This is a genomic window from Pseudomonas sp. (assembly GCF_048265905.1).
GTDB lineage: Bacteria > Pseudomonadota > Gammaproteobacteria > Pseudomonadales > Pseudomonadaceae > Aquipseudomonas.
In genome coordinates this window covers 272,111-287,225 of the sequence record NZ_JBLXAP010000001.1, presented here as the reverse complement: position 1 = coordinate 287,225, position 15,115 = coordinate 272,111, and the positions used below count along the sequence as shown (strand labels likewise).

Genomic DNA, 15,115 nt, shown 5'->3' with positions numbered 1-15,115 from the left:
TATGCAAACGCTGTCTTTCCAATTCAGTGCCGGGCAACCCGCCCTTGGCCGCGCTCTGGTCGGCTGTGTCGGCTCGGGTGATCTTGAAGTAATGCTTGAACCGGGTACCAGCGGCACGTTGGCAATTGAGGTCGTGACCTCGGTCAATGGCAGCGATGCGCGTTGGCAGCAGCTGTTTCAGCGCATGTTCAGTGAGCAGCAGATGCCTGCGTTAAACATCTCGATCCACGATTTTGGCGCGACTCCAGGGGTTGTGCGCCTGCGTCTGGAACAAGCAATGGAGGCCTTGACTGATGACTGATGCAAATGCAGACAAGATCGCGCGCTTGCTTGAACAGCGCAGTTTTATTGAACTCGGTGCTCGTCAGCGCGCGCGCGCATTGCTCGACGCCGGTAGCTTTCGCGAGCTACTCGATCCATTCGCTCGGGTGACTTCACCTTGGCTGCCCAAACAAGGCATCGTAGTTCAGGCCGATGACGGGGTGATTATCGCTAAAGGCACCATTGACGGTGAGCCTGCTGTGGTCGCGGCAATCGAAGGGGCGTTCCAAGGTGGCAGCCTCGGTGAGGTCGGTGGGGCAAAGATTGCCGGCGCTTTAGAGCTTGCCGCTGAGGATAATCGTAACGGTATCGCCACCCGCGCCTTGCTCTTGCTGGAGACCGGTGGTGTGCGCTTGCAGGAAGCCAATCTGGGACTGGCGGCAATTGCTGAAATTCAGTCTGCAATTGTTGACCTGCGCCAGTACCAGCCGGTCATAGGCTTGGTTGCTGGGCCAGTCGGCTGCTTCGGCGGTATGTCGATTGCGGCGGGTCTTTGCAGTTACCTGTTGGTGACTCAGGAAGCCCGGCTCGGCCTCAATGGCCCGCAGGTCATTGAGCAGGAGGCTGGTCTTGATGAATACGACTCCCGTGACCGACCTTTCATCTGGGGCCTGACCGGCGGTGAGCAACGCAACGCCAGTGGCTTGGTTGACGGTTACGTGGCGGATGATCTTGAGGTTATTCGTGAACAAGTCCGCAGGTTGTTCAAGCAAGGTCGACCTGCGCTTGAGCGCAGCCGCAAGCATGCTTGGTTTCTTCAGCGATTGCAGGCGTTCGATGCTGCACAGCAAATCGATGCCGCAGGTGTTCGCAGCCTCTACCAAGGAGAGCAGTCATGAGTGCAACCACTGAACCGCGTGGCCGTAACTGGTTCGAGTCGCTGGCTGTAAATGCGCAGTTGGTTAGCGGATTACCGGATTCGCTGCTGGTTGCTGACAGCACCTTGAACGGCCAACCTGTGCGCTATTTAGCCGTGGTAGCGGACGCAAATAACCGCTTTCCCCGTGCGCGAAATGGCGAGGTCGGCCTGCTTGAAGGCTGGGGGCTGGCCCAAGCGATTGATCAAGTGATTGAGCAGGACCGCGAACGTGAAGACAAGCGGGCGTTGATCGCCATCGTCGATGTGCCAAGTCAGGCATATGGCCGCCGTGAAGAGGCGCTGGGTATTCACCAGGCGTTGGCGGGTGCGGTCGACAGTTATGCCCGTGCGCGTCTGGCGGGTCATGCAGTTATTGCATTGTTGGTGGGTAAGGCGATGTCCGGTGCGTTTCTGGCGCACGGTTATCAAGCCAACCGTTTGATTGCCCTACGCGACCCAAGCGTGATGGTGCATGCCATGGGCAAGGAGTCTGCCGCGCGCGTGACCTTGCGCAGTGTTGATGAGCTGGAAGCGCTGGCGTCGACCATTGCACCAATGGCTTATGACATTGAGAGCTATGACTCACTTGGCCTGCTTTGGGAAACCTTGAGTGTTGATGACGCCGTTAAGCCACAGGCTGATGATGTCGCACGGGTGCAGGGCTGCCTGAGCAGCGCACTCGATGATATCGCCAACAGTCCGCGGGACTTGCGCAGCAGGCTTGGCGCGACCAACCGCGAAGCTTCATCACGGGTACGCGAGTTATTACGGGCGCAGTGGTGAACGTAAGCGTCACTGCCTGGAGCTGAACACGTGATCAATTGCCTCGATCTACCAACGCAACAGCACTATCTGCCACACGATTTGCTTTGGGGTTTTGCCCCAGAGCATCTGCCGGCAGATGCGCCTGAGTGGGCGGCCGAGGCATTGCGCTTCGAGCCGCCGGTTGTGGTTAGGCGAGCGCCAGCCTCAGCGGGCATGATTGCTGTTGGTTTGCGCGGCAAAACACGTGATCAGCGCTTTGCTTGCTGGATGCCACTCTCGGCAGTGACCCGTTGTGTGCAGCCGGAACAGTTGATTGAGTTGCAAGATCAACGCTATCGCGACTGGCCGCTGTTTAAGGCGCTTGCGCAGCTGGCTGGGTCACTTAATCAGAGTGGCTTGCGCTGGGGGATTACCGGCAGCCTTGGATTTCAGTTGGCCAGCGGTATCGAAGCGATTCATCCCGCCAGCGATCTCGATTTGCTGGTGCGTACAGCGCAGCCGATGTCGCGTTCACAGGCGATGGTTTTACTGGCATTGCTGGATAGCGCCGTCGTGACAGTCGATGCGCAACTGCAATGCCCGACGGGCGCGGTTGCTCTGCGTGAATGGGCAATGAGCAGCTCGAAGGTGCTGCTTAAAACCCAGACTCAAGCGGTGTTGGTCGATGACCCGTGGGCGCCAGAGTTGGCTGTCGCATGAGCAGCATATGGGTTTTTCCTGGCCAAGGTGCGCAGCAACCGGGCATGTTGCACGCGCTGCCAGATTCACCTGAGACACGCTTGTGCGTGAATGAGGCCAGTGCAGTACTTGAACAAGATGCCTTGGCGTTGGACTCACTTGGTGCTCTTGCCGAAACCCGCGCGGTACAGCTGTGCTTACTGATTACCGGGGTGGCTTGTGCGCGGATGTTACTGCAGCGTGGCCATCGCCCTGATTATGTTTCGGGTTTGTCGATTGGCGCATACGCCGCAGCGGTTGTAGCGGGCGCAGTCAGTTTCGCTGATGCGCTGCGCTTAGTCAGCCTGCGCGGTGAACTCATGCAACAGGCGTATCCGCAAGGCTTTGGCATGACCGCTATTTTGGGGTTGGATCTCGGCACAGTTGAAAACTTGCTGGCGCAGGTAAACAGCGCCGAACAGCCGGTGTATCTGGCCAATATCAATGCTGAGGCACAGCAGGTAATAGCGGGCAGCCATAGCGCCATGCTGCAAGTGGCGGCGCTGGCGAAAAAATCCGGAGCGGCTTGTGCTAAACGTCTGGCGGTGAGCGTGCCCTCGCATTGCTCGTTGCTTGAGAGCCCTGCGGCGACACTCGCTGAGGCATTTGCTCAGGTCAGTGTAAGTCCTGCGCAAGTGCGATATTTAAGCAGCAGTAGTGCACGTTTACTCAACAAACCGGAACAACTGCGCGATGACCTGGCGAACAATATGTGCCGCGTCGTCGATTGGCATAACACGTTGCGCACGGCTTATGAACGCGGTGTTAGGTTGCACCTCGAACTGCCTCCTGGGGCTGTGTTGACGGGCTTGGCCCGGCGCGTGTTTGAACCCGGGCAAGCCATCGCCTTTCAGGGCGCTCGGCTCGATACCTTGGACGCCATGTTGCGTCAGGAGGCGAGCCGCGACTCTTGAACTGAGCTGTACCGCTTGATCGTTACGAAGGACAAAAACAACAACTTCGAACTGTTTCTTGAGGATAAAAATAATGATTATTTATGGTGTGGCGTTTCTTGCGTTCTGCACCCTGGTTGGTATCACCATCGGTGAGCTACTGGGGAAGTTGATTGGTGTGCCGGCCAACGTTGGCGGCGTCGGTATTGCCATGATGTTGCTGATTTTTCTCGGCGGCTATCTAAAAAAGCGCGGCTATCTGATTCCTAAATCAGAACAGGGCGTCGAGTTCTGGAGCGCAATCTATATCCCTATCGTGGTGGCAATGGCTGCCCAGCAAAATGTCTTTGGCGCGCTTAGCGGCGGGCCAATGGCGATTCTTGCTGGCGTGGCGGCGGTGGTTGTGGCCTTTGCTCTGGTCCCGGTTTTAGACCGGATGGGCCAAAAAAAGCCTGATGCGCCAACTGAGCCTGACGTAAACCCTTTGCCTAAACTGCCACGGTGATAGCTATGTACGAGAGTATTCTGAAAGTATTCACCGCTTACAGCTTGATCGCCGGTTTTGCCATTATCGGTATTACAATGTGGTTGTCGTATTGGCTGTCTGACAAGCTGACCAATGGCCGGCTGCACGGCTCTGCAATCGCTATTCTTCTGGGGCTGGTTTTAGCCTATGTCGGTGGCGCTATGACCGGTGGCAGTAAAGGTTTGGTCGATATCCCGCTGCTATCCGGAATCGGTATTCTGGGCGGCGCCATGCTGCGTGACTTTGCCATTGTCGCCACTGGTTACGGGGTCAATGTTGAAGAGCTAAAACGTGCGGGGCTGGTTGGCGTACTGGCGTTGTTCGTGGGGATCGGTTCATCCTTTGTCGCGGGCGTCGGTGTCGCGATGGCATTCGGCTATACCGATGCGGTAAGCCTGACCACTATTGGCACGGGTGCCGTGACCTATATTGTTGGTCCAGTGACGGGTGCCGCGATTGGTGCAAGCTCAGAGGTCATGGCGCTGTCGATTGGTGCGGGTCTGGTCAAAGCTATTCTGGTGATGATCGCCACGCCCTTTGTTGCGCCATACATCGGCCTGAACAATCCACGCAGCGCAGTGATCTTTGGTGGCCTGATTGGCACATCGAGCGGAGTGGCTGGCGGATTGGCCGCGACAGATCCTAAGCTGGTGCCTTACGGTTGCTTGACTGCAGCTTTCTACACGGCGCTAGGCTGTTTGCTAGGCCCATCGCTGCTGTTCCTGATCATGCGTGGCCTGATGGGCTGAAACTGATCGAAGCCGAAGCTGTGCTTTACCCCGCCTGAGCAACAGTATTGCTCAGGCGGGGTTGTTGATACTGTACATCCGACACTCCGCCAATAACGCCAACAGATTAGGATCACGCTCTTTGGCTTTGAGGAAGACCACGCCAATGTGCTGCTGCATATGGTACTTGGCCTGCAAGGGGATGAGCTTGATCCGGTTTTCATAAACTGCCGCAATTCGACCGGGGAGCAGGGCGTAACCCACCCCGGAACTGACCATGCTTAACAAGGTGAAAATATCATTCACCTGCATCGCAATCTTCGGTTCAAACCCCGCTTGGCGAAACACCTGCACGCCATCTTGATGTGTGGCGAAACCGTGGGTCAGGGTAATAAAAGTCGACTCTTTGAGAGCCGCCAAATCAACTTCAGTTTGCTGGGCAAAGGGTGAGTCGGTTGGTACTGCGAGAAAAATATCATCCGAAAACAACGGCAGTTGCTCGCAATCCTGATCATTGATGTGCTCGTTCAGAGCCACCAAAATTGCATCCACTTCGAGATTCTTCAATTTAAACATCAGGTCGACATTTGAACCAAGAATCAGGTCGATATTCAGCTCGCTGCGCCGCAGCTTTAGCCCCATGATCAACTGGGGAACGGTTTTCACCGTGAGTGAATACAGCGAGCCGAGCTTGAATCGCTCCGCAGAAAAGCCCGCCGCTTCACGGGTTAAGCGAACCGTATCGAGTACATCCTGAATCAGCTTTTGGGCACGATCCTCAAGCAGATAAGCACTTTCCAGCGGGATCAGGTTGCGCCCTTCGTGCTTGAACAGCGGGCAACGCAGCGCACTCTCAAGCGAATGAATCGCCCGATGTACGCTCACATTGCTGGTCTGCAGTTCTGCCGCTGCGCGACTGAGGTTGCCACTGCGCATGAACGCGAGAAACGTTTCAAGCTTCTTCAGCGTGAAGTCTTCATCAATCTGCATGCGTCAGTGCCTGGAAAGTTAAGAGGCCAGCGCTGCGCTGGTGGGGCGCTGCTGAGCTTAACCGCAGGTGATGCGGTCGATAATTTCAGCTTCGTCGGTATCGATGTTCAAACGAGATGACTTGTAATCCATGGTCATTGGGTCGGTTGGGCCCAAGACTCGAACGCTTTTAGCGCCGGCTTTTTCTTTGATTTGTTTGCTTAACGCCGGAGTGACTCGCTGCCCCAGCATGTCTTGGACAGCTTCGGCGTTGCACTTGTCCTTGAAGCGATCAGACGCAACTGCCGCGGCTGTATCCGACGCGGTGTCTGAGCTGCCACCGTCCATTGAGCTACAGGCGCTTAGTGATGCAATTAGAGCCAAGCCAGCGAGATGTTTTAGTTGCATGTAGGTGTCCTCTGAACGGGTGATAACGGCACAGCCTGTGCAAAATTGGCGCGCTTGGCAAGCGCAAAGCGACGATCCAAGGCTGTCGGCGGTGTGCAAGCATAACGATACCGGCGACTGTGACCAAGCCTGCAAGCCTGCGAATTGAGTTTAAAACTTGTCTTTGGTCAAACCATTCAAGGGTCAGCGCTGACATCGGGTTGCTATTCGTTGCGGCTGGATCGAGGCACAGCATGCCGATAAACGGTGCTGCACAAGCGTGGCCAAACCAGAGCCATTCCCCAACCCAACACATAATTGGCCTGATGCAACATGGCATACGGATGGGCTAGAGTAGCGTTTTTTAATGTTCAGGCTGGCTGTAATAACACGGTCTTTAGCCTTGTCACGACGTCTATCGACTGTCTGCCAGAAACGCGACAGCTGTTTTGAGGTCGAACATTGACTTAGCTAGACTGTGCAGCTATCCGCGCCTTCCGGCTCGACAAATATAGCGATGCCTTCTGACGCTCCCAAAACCAAGGTGGTTGTGTGCAACCAGTTATCTCGATACAGCAGTTGAGCAAGGTTTATGCCTCGGGCCACCCGGCGTTGACCTCCATCAATCTTGATATCAAAAAAGGTGAGATTTTCGCTTTGCTTGGCCCCAACGGTGCAGGCAAAACCACCCTGATCAGCATCATCTGCGGCATCGTCAATCCTGGCACAGGCAAGGTTCTGGTCGAAGGCCACGACATTATCTCCGACTATCGTGCAGCGCGGGCCAAGATTGGCTTGGTGCCACAGGAGTTGTTCAACGAAGGCTTTGAAAGTGTGTTGGCCACGGTTAAGTTCACCCGGGGTTTATTTGGTAAACCGGCCAATCCTGCTTATCTCGAACAGCTGCTGCGTGATTTGTCGCTGTGGGATAAAAAGGATGCGCGCATTTTTGAGTTGTCCGGCGGCATGAAGCGCCGTGTGATGATCGCCAAAGCCTTGTCCCATGAACCTCAGATTCTGTTTCTCGACGAGCCAACAGCCGGTGTCGATGTCGAACTGCGCCGTGACATGTGGAATATGGTGCGTGGCCTTCGCGAGCGCGGCGTAACCATCATTCTGACCACTCATTACATCGAAGAAGCCGAGGAAATGGCTGATCGCATTGGGGTTATCAGCAAGGGTGAAATCATTCTGGTTGAAGATAAAGCTGCGCTTATGCACAAGCTTGGTAAGAAACAGCTGACCTTGCACCTGCAGCAGCCGTTGACCAGCATTCCAGATGCTCTCGCCAGTTACCCGCTGGAATTGGCAGACTCCGGCCATGCGCTGGTGTTTACCTTTGATGCCCAACGTGAACACACCGGTATTGCCGAGCTGCTCAAAGACTTGGCGCAGCAAGGCATCGACTTCAAAGACCTGCAGTCGAGCCAGAGTTCGCTTGAAGAAATCTTCGTAAACTTGGTGAGGAACCGCGCATGAATTTCTATGCGATTCGCGCCATTTATCTGTTTGAGCTTGCGCGTACCTGGCGCACGTTGCTGCAAAGCATTGCCACGCCGGTGATCACGACTTCACTGTATTTCGTGGTGTTTGGCTCGGCGATTGGTTCGAGCATGACTCAGGTTCATGGCGTGAGTTATGGGGCGTTTATCATCCCTGGCTTGATCATGCTGGCGCTGCTCACCGAGAGCATTTCCAACGCCTCGTTTGGTATTTATATGCCGAAGTATTCAGGGACTATTTACGAGATACTTTCTGCTCCGGTCTCTTACCTTGAAATCCTTATCGGCTATGTTGGCGCTGCGGCGACCAAGTCCATCATTCTGGGGTTGATCATCTTGCTGACGGCGCGGCTGTTCGTCGACTTTGAGATTCTTCATCCATTCTGGATGGTGGCCTTCTTAATCCTCACTGCCGTGACCTTCAGCTTGTTCGGTTTTATTATCGGGGTCTGGGCGGATGGCTGGGAAAAACTGCAAATCGTCCCCGCGCTGATCGTCACGCCGCTGACTTTCCTTGGCGGTAGTTTTTATTCGATCAGCATGCTGCCGCCAGTTTGGCAGACGGTCACACTGTTCAACCCAGTGGTGTATCTGATCAGCGCATTTCGTTGGAGTTTTTATGGAGTGTCCGACGTTAGTGTTGGTATCAGTCTGGGCATGATTCTGGGCTTCTTGGCGCTGTGCATCGGCGCTGTTGCCTGGATATTCAAAAGCGGTTATCGACTTAAAAGCTAAGACAGTCACTGTGGGTTACTGGAGGAGCTGCGATTGGACACGCCTCAGGCGCTGAACCAGCAACTGGAAGTGCTTTATCGCACTGAGTCGCGGCGCGTCTTGGCCACCTTGATTCGCCTGCTCGGTGATTTCGATCTGGCCGAAGAAGCATTGCATGAGGCGTTTCGTGCGGCGCTTGAGCAGTGGCAAACTCAAGGTGTACCGGCTAATCCACGGGCCTGGCTGGTGTCTGCGGGACGTTTTAAAGCCATTGATGGATTGCGCCGCAATGCCCGCTTTGAACCGCTTGGTGAGCCCGATGAGGCAGCCGCCGATGCGCCTGCTCTGGATGACTTTGAAAGCGTCGAGGATGACCGCCTGCGTTTGATCTTTACCTGCTGTCACCCGGCGCTATCAGAAGATGCCCAGGTTGCTTTGACCTTGCGTGAGATATGCGACCTTGGCAGCGAGGACATCGCCAAAGCATTTCTCACGACTCCCAGCACAATCGCGCAACGTATCGTGCGCGCTAAAGCCAAGATTCGTGATGCCGGAATCCCTTACGAGGTACCAACCAGAGGTGAACTTCCACAGCGCTTGGCAACGGTGTTGCGGGTTATCTACTTGGTGTTTAACGAAGGCTATTTTGCCAGCTCAGGCGAGTCAGTCATTCGCAGCCAACTCTCGACGGAGGCTATTCGGTTGGGGCGATTGCTGCTTGAGCTTTTGCCAGAGCCGTCAGTAAAAGGCTTGTTGGCGTTAATGTTGCTGCATGAGTCGCGCCGCCCTGCGCGGATTTCGGCAGACGGGCAGGCGGTGTTACTTGAGGAGCAAGATCGCAGCCTGTGGTCGCCTGCACATATTGAAGAAGGTCAAACGCTGGTCCTGCAGGCTCTGCAGCAGGGCGGTTACGATAACTACAACGTACAGGCTGCGATTGCCGCCGTGCATGCCGAGGCTACGACTGCGGCAGAGACAGACTGGTCGCAGATTGTCGGACTTTATGATGTGCTGCTGCGCTTACAACCTTCGCCGGTGATTGAGCTAAATCGGGCTGTCGCGGTATCAATGTGCGATGGCCCGACAGCAGGACTCAGCATTATCAATGCCTTGCTAGAGGGCGGCGAGCTTGCGCGCTATCACCTTGCACAGATGGCTAAAGCCGATTGCTTGCGGCGTCTGGATCAGCGAGCTGCGGCGCGGGCGGCTTACCTCGAAGCGCTGAAACTGGCCGGGCAAAGTCCTGATCGCTTGATGATTGAGCGGCGTTTAAGTGAGCTGGAAGATTAAGCTGACCCGCCAGTAACCCTTGGTCTATTGGCTGAGTAAAACCCCTGTCTGCGATGTGAAAAGTGCGTAGAATCCGCCCCTTTTTCCGCAACAGGAGTGCTCAATGAGTTTTAATCTAGCGAACAAACCCGCTGAAGAGCGTAATGCTGGAGAGGCTGAAAAGGCGCGTTTGTTTGAGTTGTGGCAGCAAAATCTACAGCGTTCAAAAGTCGATGCCGCGCGCTTGTTTGGTGAGAAGAGCAAGCGCAAAGGCAAGTGGGAAGAGTGGATGCGTGAGCAGGTTGCGCAACTCACACCGCCGGAATACGCGAGTATGGTTCTGCGTGAAGTGCGTCGTTTAGCTAATTAAGCGCTAAACACTCGGGTATAAAAAAGCCCTGCCAAGTGCGGGGCTTTTGCTGCGTCAGCTATTTCACCTCATCCGTCAGGGTCTTGTTGCGCCAGCCTGCACCGCCCGGCAGTACCAGGTTGAGCAAAATCGCGATGATCCCGCAGAGCGAAATGCCTTTGAGGCTGACATCGCCAGCACCAATGACCATGCCGCCAATGCCGAAGACCAGGGTGACCGCGACAATCACCAGGTTGCGCGCCTCGGAGAGGTCAACCTGATGACGGATCAGGGTATTCAAACCGACCACTGCGATTGAGCCGAACAACAGGCAAAGAATCCCGCCCATCACCGGTACCGGAATACTTTGCAGTACAGCGCCGAACTTGCCAATGAATGCCAAAGCCATGGCAATTACCGCCGCCCAGAGCATGACTTTGGGGTTGAAGTTCTTGGTCAGCATGACCGCGCCCGTCACTTCCGAATAGGTCGTATTCGGCGGACCACCGAGCAAGCCTGCGGCAGAGGTTGCCAAGCCGTCACCGAGCAGCGTGCGGTGTAAGCCGGGTTTTTTCAGGTAGTTCTTGCCGGTGACTGTGCCGATTGCCAGTACGTCGCCAATATGTTCAATCGCTGGCGCAATGGCCACCGGCAACATGAACAGTATTGCGTTCCAGTTCAGCTCAGGCGCTACAAAGTTGGGAACAGCCAGCCACGGGGCGGCTGCAATCGGTGCAAACTCAACCACGCCAAATGCCCAGGCCAGGCTGTAGCCGACCGCTACACCAAGCAAAATAGGGATCAGCTTGAATATGCCTTTACCGACGACTGCCACGATTAATGTGGTGATCAGCGCCGGTAGCGAAATCATCAGCGCAATGTCGTAAGGCACCAGTTGTGCGCTGGCATCACCCGCTTTACCCATGGCCATGTTGGCGGCAACTGGCGCCAGGCCCAGGCCGATCGACATGATTACCGGGCCAATGACCACTGGCGGTAGTAAACGGTCGATAAATCCGGTGCCATTGATCCGGACGGCGCCAGCCAGCAGCATGTAAACCACGCCAGCAGCGACTAAACCGCCGAGCGTGGCGGGCAGGCCGAAGTCTGCTTTAGCGGCAAGAATAGGGGCAATAAAGGCAAACGACGAGGCGAGAAACACCGGTACCTGATTTTTCGTCACCAGCTGGAAAATCAATGTGCCAAGGCCTGCTGTAAACAGCGCGACATTGGGGTCCATTCCGGTAATCAACGGCATCAGTACCAATGCGCCGAATGCTACGAACAACATTTGTGAACCGGCCAACGCCTGACGCCATGTGGCGTCTTGCACTCGGTCTTGCATGCTTAGGCGTCCTTTTGCTTGGTGCCAAAAATTTTGTCACCGGCATCGCCCAGCCCGGGGATGATATAGCCATGTTCGTTGAGGCGTTCATCAATCGATGCGGTGTAAATTGCCACGTCTGGGTGGGCATCGTTGACCACTTTGATCCCTTCGGGCGCGGCAACCAGCACCATGGCGCGGATTTCCTTGCAGCCAGCTTTTTTCAGCAGGTCTATGGTTGCGACCATCGAGCCGCCGGTCGCCAGCATCGGGTCGATAATCATTGCCAGGCGTTCATCAATTTCCGGGACCAACTTTTCCAAGTAGGTATGCGCTTGTAGAGTTTCTTCATTGCGCGCAACACCGACGGCGCTGACCTTGGCGCCCGGAATCAAACTAAGGACGCCTTCCAGCATGCCAATCCCTGCGCGCAAAATAGGCACCACCGTGATCTTCTTGCCGGAGATCTTTTCTACTTGTACCGGGCCACACCAACCGGCGATCTCATAGGTTTCCAGTGGCAGGTCTTTAGTTGCTTCGTAAGTCAGCAGGGCACCGACCTCTTGAGCCAATTCGCGGAAGTTCTTGGTGCTGATATCAGCGCGACGCATCAGGCCGATTTTGTGGCGAATCAGCGGGTGGCGAATCTCTTGAATTGGCATGTGTTAGGGCTCTCCGACTGAGCTGGCAAAAAAACTGGCTTAGATTAAAGCATTGTGCGCAATAAAGGGCGGCGCTGTGTTCACTGATGTCGCCTAAGTTAAGATTGGTTTTGTTGATCTATGCCAATTATTATCTGGATTGCTGAAATATTGCGCATAAATGGCGCTCGTTCGTCTGTGAAGGCTTGCTCCCCGGCAGACAGATGCGTACCTTTGCCGACTTTTATTTTGACGCACCGATCAGGTTTTCGTGTTGCGCTAACCCAAGAGGAACGAACATGTCTGCTGATCTCGCGCACATCCGCCAGGTAATGGCTGAAGCTGATTGTCTGTACACCGACGAACAGGTTGAAGCCGCCATCTGCAAGATGGCTGAAGTTATCAACGCCGAGATGGCGGATACCAATCCTGTAGTTTTCTGTGTCATGAACGGTGGGCTGATCTTCTCCGGTAAGCTGTTGCCGAAGCTGAGCTTCCCGCTGGAGCTGTCTTATTTGCACGCCACCCGTTATCGCAACGAGACCAGCGGCGGCGACCTGTTCTGGAAGGCCAAGCCCGAGGTTTCGTTTATTGACCGCGATGTCCTGATCATTGATGACATTCTCGACGAAGGTCACACCCTCGGCGCAATCATCGATTTCTGCCACCACGCGGGTGCTCGCGCAGTGCATACAGCTGTGCTGGTTGATAAAGATCATGACCGCAAGGCGCGCCCGGACCTGAAAGCCGATTATGTTGGCTTGCCCTGCATTGATCGCTACATTTTTGGTTACGGCATGGATTACAAAGGTTACTGGCGCAACGCTGCAGGCATTTTTGCCGTTAAAGGCATGTAAGCCTGTGCGCGGCCCTGAATTTCTCGATCAAGCCCTGTTCTCTGACTTGGCTGCCAAGGCTGCGCAGAATCCACGCCAGCGCCAGCATCACAATTTCCATGAAATGCAGGAACCCTGTCATCGCATGGCAATTGGCTTGCAGCCGGATACCTACATCCCGCCGCATCGCCACCTTTCTGCCGACAAGGCTGAAGCGTTGCTGGTGGTAAAGGGACGCTTGGGGTTGCTGATTTTTGATCAGGACGGCGCAGTGCAGGCCAAGCGTATCCTTGCGGCGGGCTCTGATTGTGTTGGTGTTGATCTACCGCCAGGGATCTTCCACGCCTTGGTTGTGCTTGAGGCCGACAGTATTCTGTTTGAGTGCAAGGCCGGGCCGTATTTGCCGATTGGCGAGGGCGAGCACGCCAGTTGGGCGCCGCAAGAGGGGAGCCCGCAGGTGGCCGAGTATCTGAGTTGGATGCGCGCGCAGTTTGACGCAATCGACTGAGCGTTGAGCACAATGGGTGCGCGGGGTACACTTGCCGGCCCGTGTAGCCCGGTTTAGCTGGAGTCAGTGATGCGTAAAGACAAGAAACAAGTGATTGGTGAAGAGATTGGTGATGAGCCGATCAAGTTGTTCCTCGATGTCGAGCCCGCTGATGACACGCCGCCGTCGTTGCACAAGCTGGTTAAAGCCTATCGCGGTCTGCGTTTCGATGACTTTGAGCGCTTCCTCGGCTTTTTCGTCACCGCAGGCTATGACGTCAACGCTAAAGATGCTGACGGCAACGACTTTGTTGCCTTGATTCAGGATCAGCGTAATGCACAGCCCTATATTGAGCTGATCAAGTCAGCCGCACACTAGCTGACTGCGTAAATTAAATAATGAATAGAAAACCCGCTTACGTTAGCGGGTTTTTTGTATCAGTTTTATAACCTTAAATCAGGGTTAAAGGACGCCCGCCTTTTTCCATGACAAGTAACGGCTAACCAACTCTGGCCCCAGCTCGCTAGGGCGTGCATCAAGCACTGGAACATTGTTTGCCACTAGACGCTCGTGCAGTGTGTCGCGGGCATTTAGGTAGTCGACGGTTGCGCAGTAGGCGAGTGCCGAGTCGAGATTTTGCACGGGTGCTTGGCGTAGTGTATCCAGCACTTCTTCGCGCAAGCTGGCGATCAATACACGATGCTGACGACTCAGGCGTTTAACGGCGCTAAGCAGTTCCTGGTCGTCTTCATCGCGCAGGTTAGTGACGATCACCACCAGTGCCCGCCGCCGTTGGCGGCTGAGCAGTGCATCAGTCGCCGCCGTATAGTCCGCAGGCAATTGGGTGCTTTTAAGATCATACACGCTGTTAAGCAATACATTCAGCTGCGCAGCGCCTTTGACGGGTGCAAGGTAGCGGCTTTGTTCACTGGCAAAGGTGCTCAAGCCTACGGCGTCGCCTTGGCGCAATGCGATGTAACTCAACAGCAGGCTGGCGTTTAGCGCATGATCGAAATGGGAAAGCTCGCCATCCTGGCTGCGCATGCGTCGGCCGCAGTCGAGCATGAACACAATCTGCTGGTCTCGTTCATCCTGATACTCACGGGCAATCGGCGTGCGTTTGCGAGCAGTGGCTTTCCAGTCGATCTGACGTAACGAGTCGCCATCGCGAAACTCACGCAGTTGATGAAACTCCATGCCTAAGCCGCGTCGCTGATGCTGACGAACACCCATCTGGCTGAGCCAGTCATCAACCGCCAGTAACTGGGCGCCGTAGAGTCGGGCAAAGTCAGGGTAAACCCGGGTTTCGTCAGCGACATTCAGTACCCGCCGAGCACACCACAGGCCTAATCGGCTTGGCAGGCTGATCTCTGCCCGTGGAAAGCTGAAGTGGCCGCGCACCAGTGGCCGCACGCGGTAGCTGAACTGGGTTTGTTCCCCTGGCCGTAACGCCACTCGCTGTGGCAGGTGTTCGCTGGCCATTTCATGGGCGCAGTGGTCGAATACCTGCACTTCAGTGTGTTGCGTGTAACCGTGGTGCAGGGTCAGTTGCACATCGCTCCAGCGCCCCAGTGGGAGCTGGCCGGGTAAGTTGCGTTCGAGGCGCGGCGAGGGTGTCTTGTGCAGCAGCCAGGCATCAACCAGTGCTGCCCCGCCCAGCAGTAACAGCAGCCCCCACCAGAGCGAATTGATGACCTCGGGCAGTTCTATTGCCAATGCATCCAAGGCGCCGAGCAGAACTGCGCAGAGCAACAGAGCGGCCACGGCGATGAGCAGGCGGCGGGCCGGTTTCATCGCGCAGCTTGCTCGTGGTTTGAGGTTACTGTGG

The 15,115-nt window shown here is 55.5% G+C and carries 19 protein-coding genes; 14 read left to right on the top strand and 5 right to left on the bottom strand.

Annotated features, from left to right (window positions below; genetic code table 11):
• Position 1: 1 nt before the first annotated feature.
• The 7 genes from ACN0UH_RS01350 (at position 2) to madM (ending at position 4,830) form a co-directional block, all read left to right on the top strand.
• On the top strand, positions 2-301 hold the full coding sequence (locus ACN0UH_RS01350; RefSeq protein ID WP_417660364.1) for a malonate decarboxylase subunit delta: 300 nt from the start codon (positions 2-4) through the stop codon (positions 299-301).
• Positions 294-1,160: a biotin-independent malonate decarboxylase subunit beta gene (locus tag ACN0UH_RS01345; protein ID WP_417660363.1), complete on the top strand. Its 867-nt coding sequence runs from the start codon at positions 294-296 to the stop codon at positions 1,158-1,160. The genes ACN0UH_RS01350 and ACN0UH_RS01345 overlap by 8 nt, the downstream gene beginning before the upstream one ends.
• A complete protein-coding gene (gene mdcE / locus ACN0UH_RS01340; RefSeq protein ID WP_417660362.1) occupies positions 1,157-1,963 on the top strand; it encodes a biotin-independent malonate decarboxylase subunit gamma in 807 nt (268 codons plus the stop codon). Before ACN0UH_RS01345 ends, mdcE begins: the two co-directional genes overlap by 4 nt.
• 30 nt (positions 1,964-1,993) lie before the next feature.
• Positions 1,994-2,644, top strand: coding sequence for a malonate decarboxylase holo-ACP synthase (locus tag ACN0UH_RS01335; RefSeq protein ID WP_417660361.1), 651 nt, complete (start codon positions 1,994-1,996; stop codon positions 2,642-2,644).
• Positions 2,641-3,576: a malonate decarboxylase subunit epsilon gene (gene mdcH, locus ACN0UH_RS01330; RefSeq protein WP_417660360.1), complete on the top strand. Its 936-nt coding sequence runs from the start codon at positions 2,641-2,643 to the stop codon at positions 3,574-3,576. The genes ACN0UH_RS01335 and mdcH overlap by 4 nt, the downstream gene beginning before the upstream one ends.
• Before the next feature lie 73 nt (positions 3,577-3,649).
• On the top strand, positions 3,650-4,060 hold the full coding sequence (gene madL / locus ACN0UH_RS01325) for a malonate transporter subunit MadL (RefSeq protein WP_417660359.1): 411 nt from the start codon (positions 3,650-3,652) through the stop codon (positions 4,058-4,060).
• Positions 4,061-4,065: 5 nt separating this feature from the next.
• Positions 4,066-4,830, top strand: coding sequence for a malonate transporter subunit MadM (gene madM / locus ACN0UH_RS01320; protein ID WP_417660358.1), 765 nt, complete (start codon positions 4,066-4,068; stop codon positions 4,828-4,830).
• A gap of 51 nt (positions 4,831-4,881) precedes the next feature.
• Here the strand turns inward: madM and ACN0UH_RS01315 are convergent, their stop codons facing one another.
• Positions 4,882-5,799, bottom strand: coding sequence for a LysR substrate-binding domain-containing protein (locus ACN0UH_RS01315; protein WP_417660357.1), 918 nt, complete (start codon positions 5,797-5,799; stop codon positions 4,882-4,884).
• Positions 5,800-5,856: 57 nt separating this feature from the next.
• The gene (locus ACN0UH_RS01310; RefSeq protein ID WP_417660356.1) at positions 5,857-6,186 is read right to left on the bottom strand and encodes an I78 family peptidase inhibitor; all 330 of its coding nucleotides are present in this window, start codon (positions 6,184-6,186) and stop codon (positions 5,857-5,859) included.
• A 531-nt stretch (positions 6,187-6,717) separates the two neighbouring features.
• On the opposite strand from ACN0UH_RS01310, the gene ACN0UH_RS01305 reads away from it, so the two are divergent.
• The 4 genes from ACN0UH_RS01305 (at position 6,718) to ACN0UH_RS01290 (ending at position 10,020) form a co-directional block, all read left to right on the top strand.
• Entirely contained in the window at positions 6,718-7,644 is a 927-nt protein-coding gene (locus ACN0UH_RS01305; RefSeq protein WP_417660355.1) for an ABC transporter ATP-binding protein, read from the top strand.
• Entirely contained in the window at positions 7,641-8,402 is a 762-nt protein-coding gene (locus tag ACN0UH_RS01300) for an ABC transporter permease (protein WP_417660354.1), read from the top strand. The genes ACN0UH_RS01305 and ACN0UH_RS01300 overlap by 4 nt, the downstream gene beginning before the upstream one ends.
• A 51-nt stretch (positions 8,403-8,453) precedes the next feature.
• Positions 8,454-9,671: an RNA polymerase sigma factor gene (locus ACN0UH_RS01295; protein ID WP_417660695.1), complete on the top strand. Its 1,218-nt coding sequence runs from the start codon at positions 8,454-8,456 to the stop codon at positions 9,669-9,671.
• A 103-nt stretch (positions 9,672-9,774) separates the two neighbouring features.
• On the top strand, positions 9,775-10,020 hold the full coding sequence (locus ACN0UH_RS01290) for a hypothetical protein (protein WP_417660353.1): 246 nt from the start codon (positions 9,775-9,777) through the stop codon (positions 10,018-10,020).
• A gap of 58 nt (positions 10,021-10,078) precedes the next feature.
• Here the strand turns inward: ACN0UH_RS01290 and ACN0UH_RS01285 are convergent, their stop codons facing one another.
• The gene (locus ACN0UH_RS01285; protein ID WP_417660352.1) at positions 10,079-11,344 is read right to left on the bottom strand and encodes a uracil-xanthine permease family protein; all 1,266 of its coding nucleotides are present in this window, start codon (positions 11,342-11,344) and stop codon (positions 10,079-10,081) included.
• Between the two features lie 2 nt (positions 11,345-11,346).
• The gene (gene upp / locus ACN0UH_RS01280; RefSeq protein ID WP_417660351.1) at positions 11,347-11,985 is read right to left on the bottom strand and encodes a uracil phosphoribosyltransferase; all 639 of its coding nucleotides are present in this window, start codon (positions 11,983-11,985) and stop codon (positions 11,347-11,349) included.
• A 278-nt stretch (positions 11,986-12,263) separates the two neighbouring features.
• Here upp and ACN0UH_RS01275 point away from each other — a divergent pair, with 278 nt between their 5' ends.
• The 3 genes from ACN0UH_RS01275 (at position 12,264) to ACN0UH_RS01265 (ending at position 13,665) form a co-directional block, all read left to right on the top strand.
• Entirely contained in the window at positions 12,264-12,821 is a 558-nt protein-coding gene (locus tag ACN0UH_RS01275) for a hypoxanthine-guanine phosphoribosyltransferase (RefSeq protein WP_417660350.1), read from the top strand.
• Positions 12,822-12,825: 4 nt separating this feature from the next.
• Positions 12,826-13,308 (top strand): WbuC family cupin fold metalloprotein, encoded by a 483-nt coding sequence (locus tag ACN0UH_RS01270; RefSeq protein WP_417660349.1) that lies wholly within the window; start codon positions 12,826-12,828, stop codon positions 13,306-13,308.
• 69 nt (positions 13,309-13,377) lie between these two features.
• A complete protein-coding gene (locus tag ACN0UH_RS01265) occupies positions 13,378-13,665 on the top strand; it encodes a PA4642 family protein (protein WP_417660348.1) in 288 nt (95 codons plus the stop codon).
• Between the two features lie 84 nt (positions 13,666-13,749).
• Here ACN0UH_RS01265 and ACN0UH_RS01260 read toward each other — a convergent pair whose 3' ends face one another.
• Positions 13,750-15,081, bottom strand: coding sequence for a DUF58 domain-containing protein (locus tag ACN0UH_RS01260; protein WP_417660347.1), 1,332 nt, complete (start codon positions 15,079-15,081; stop codon positions 13,750-13,752).
• Positions 15,082-15,115: the final 34 nt, after the last annotated feature.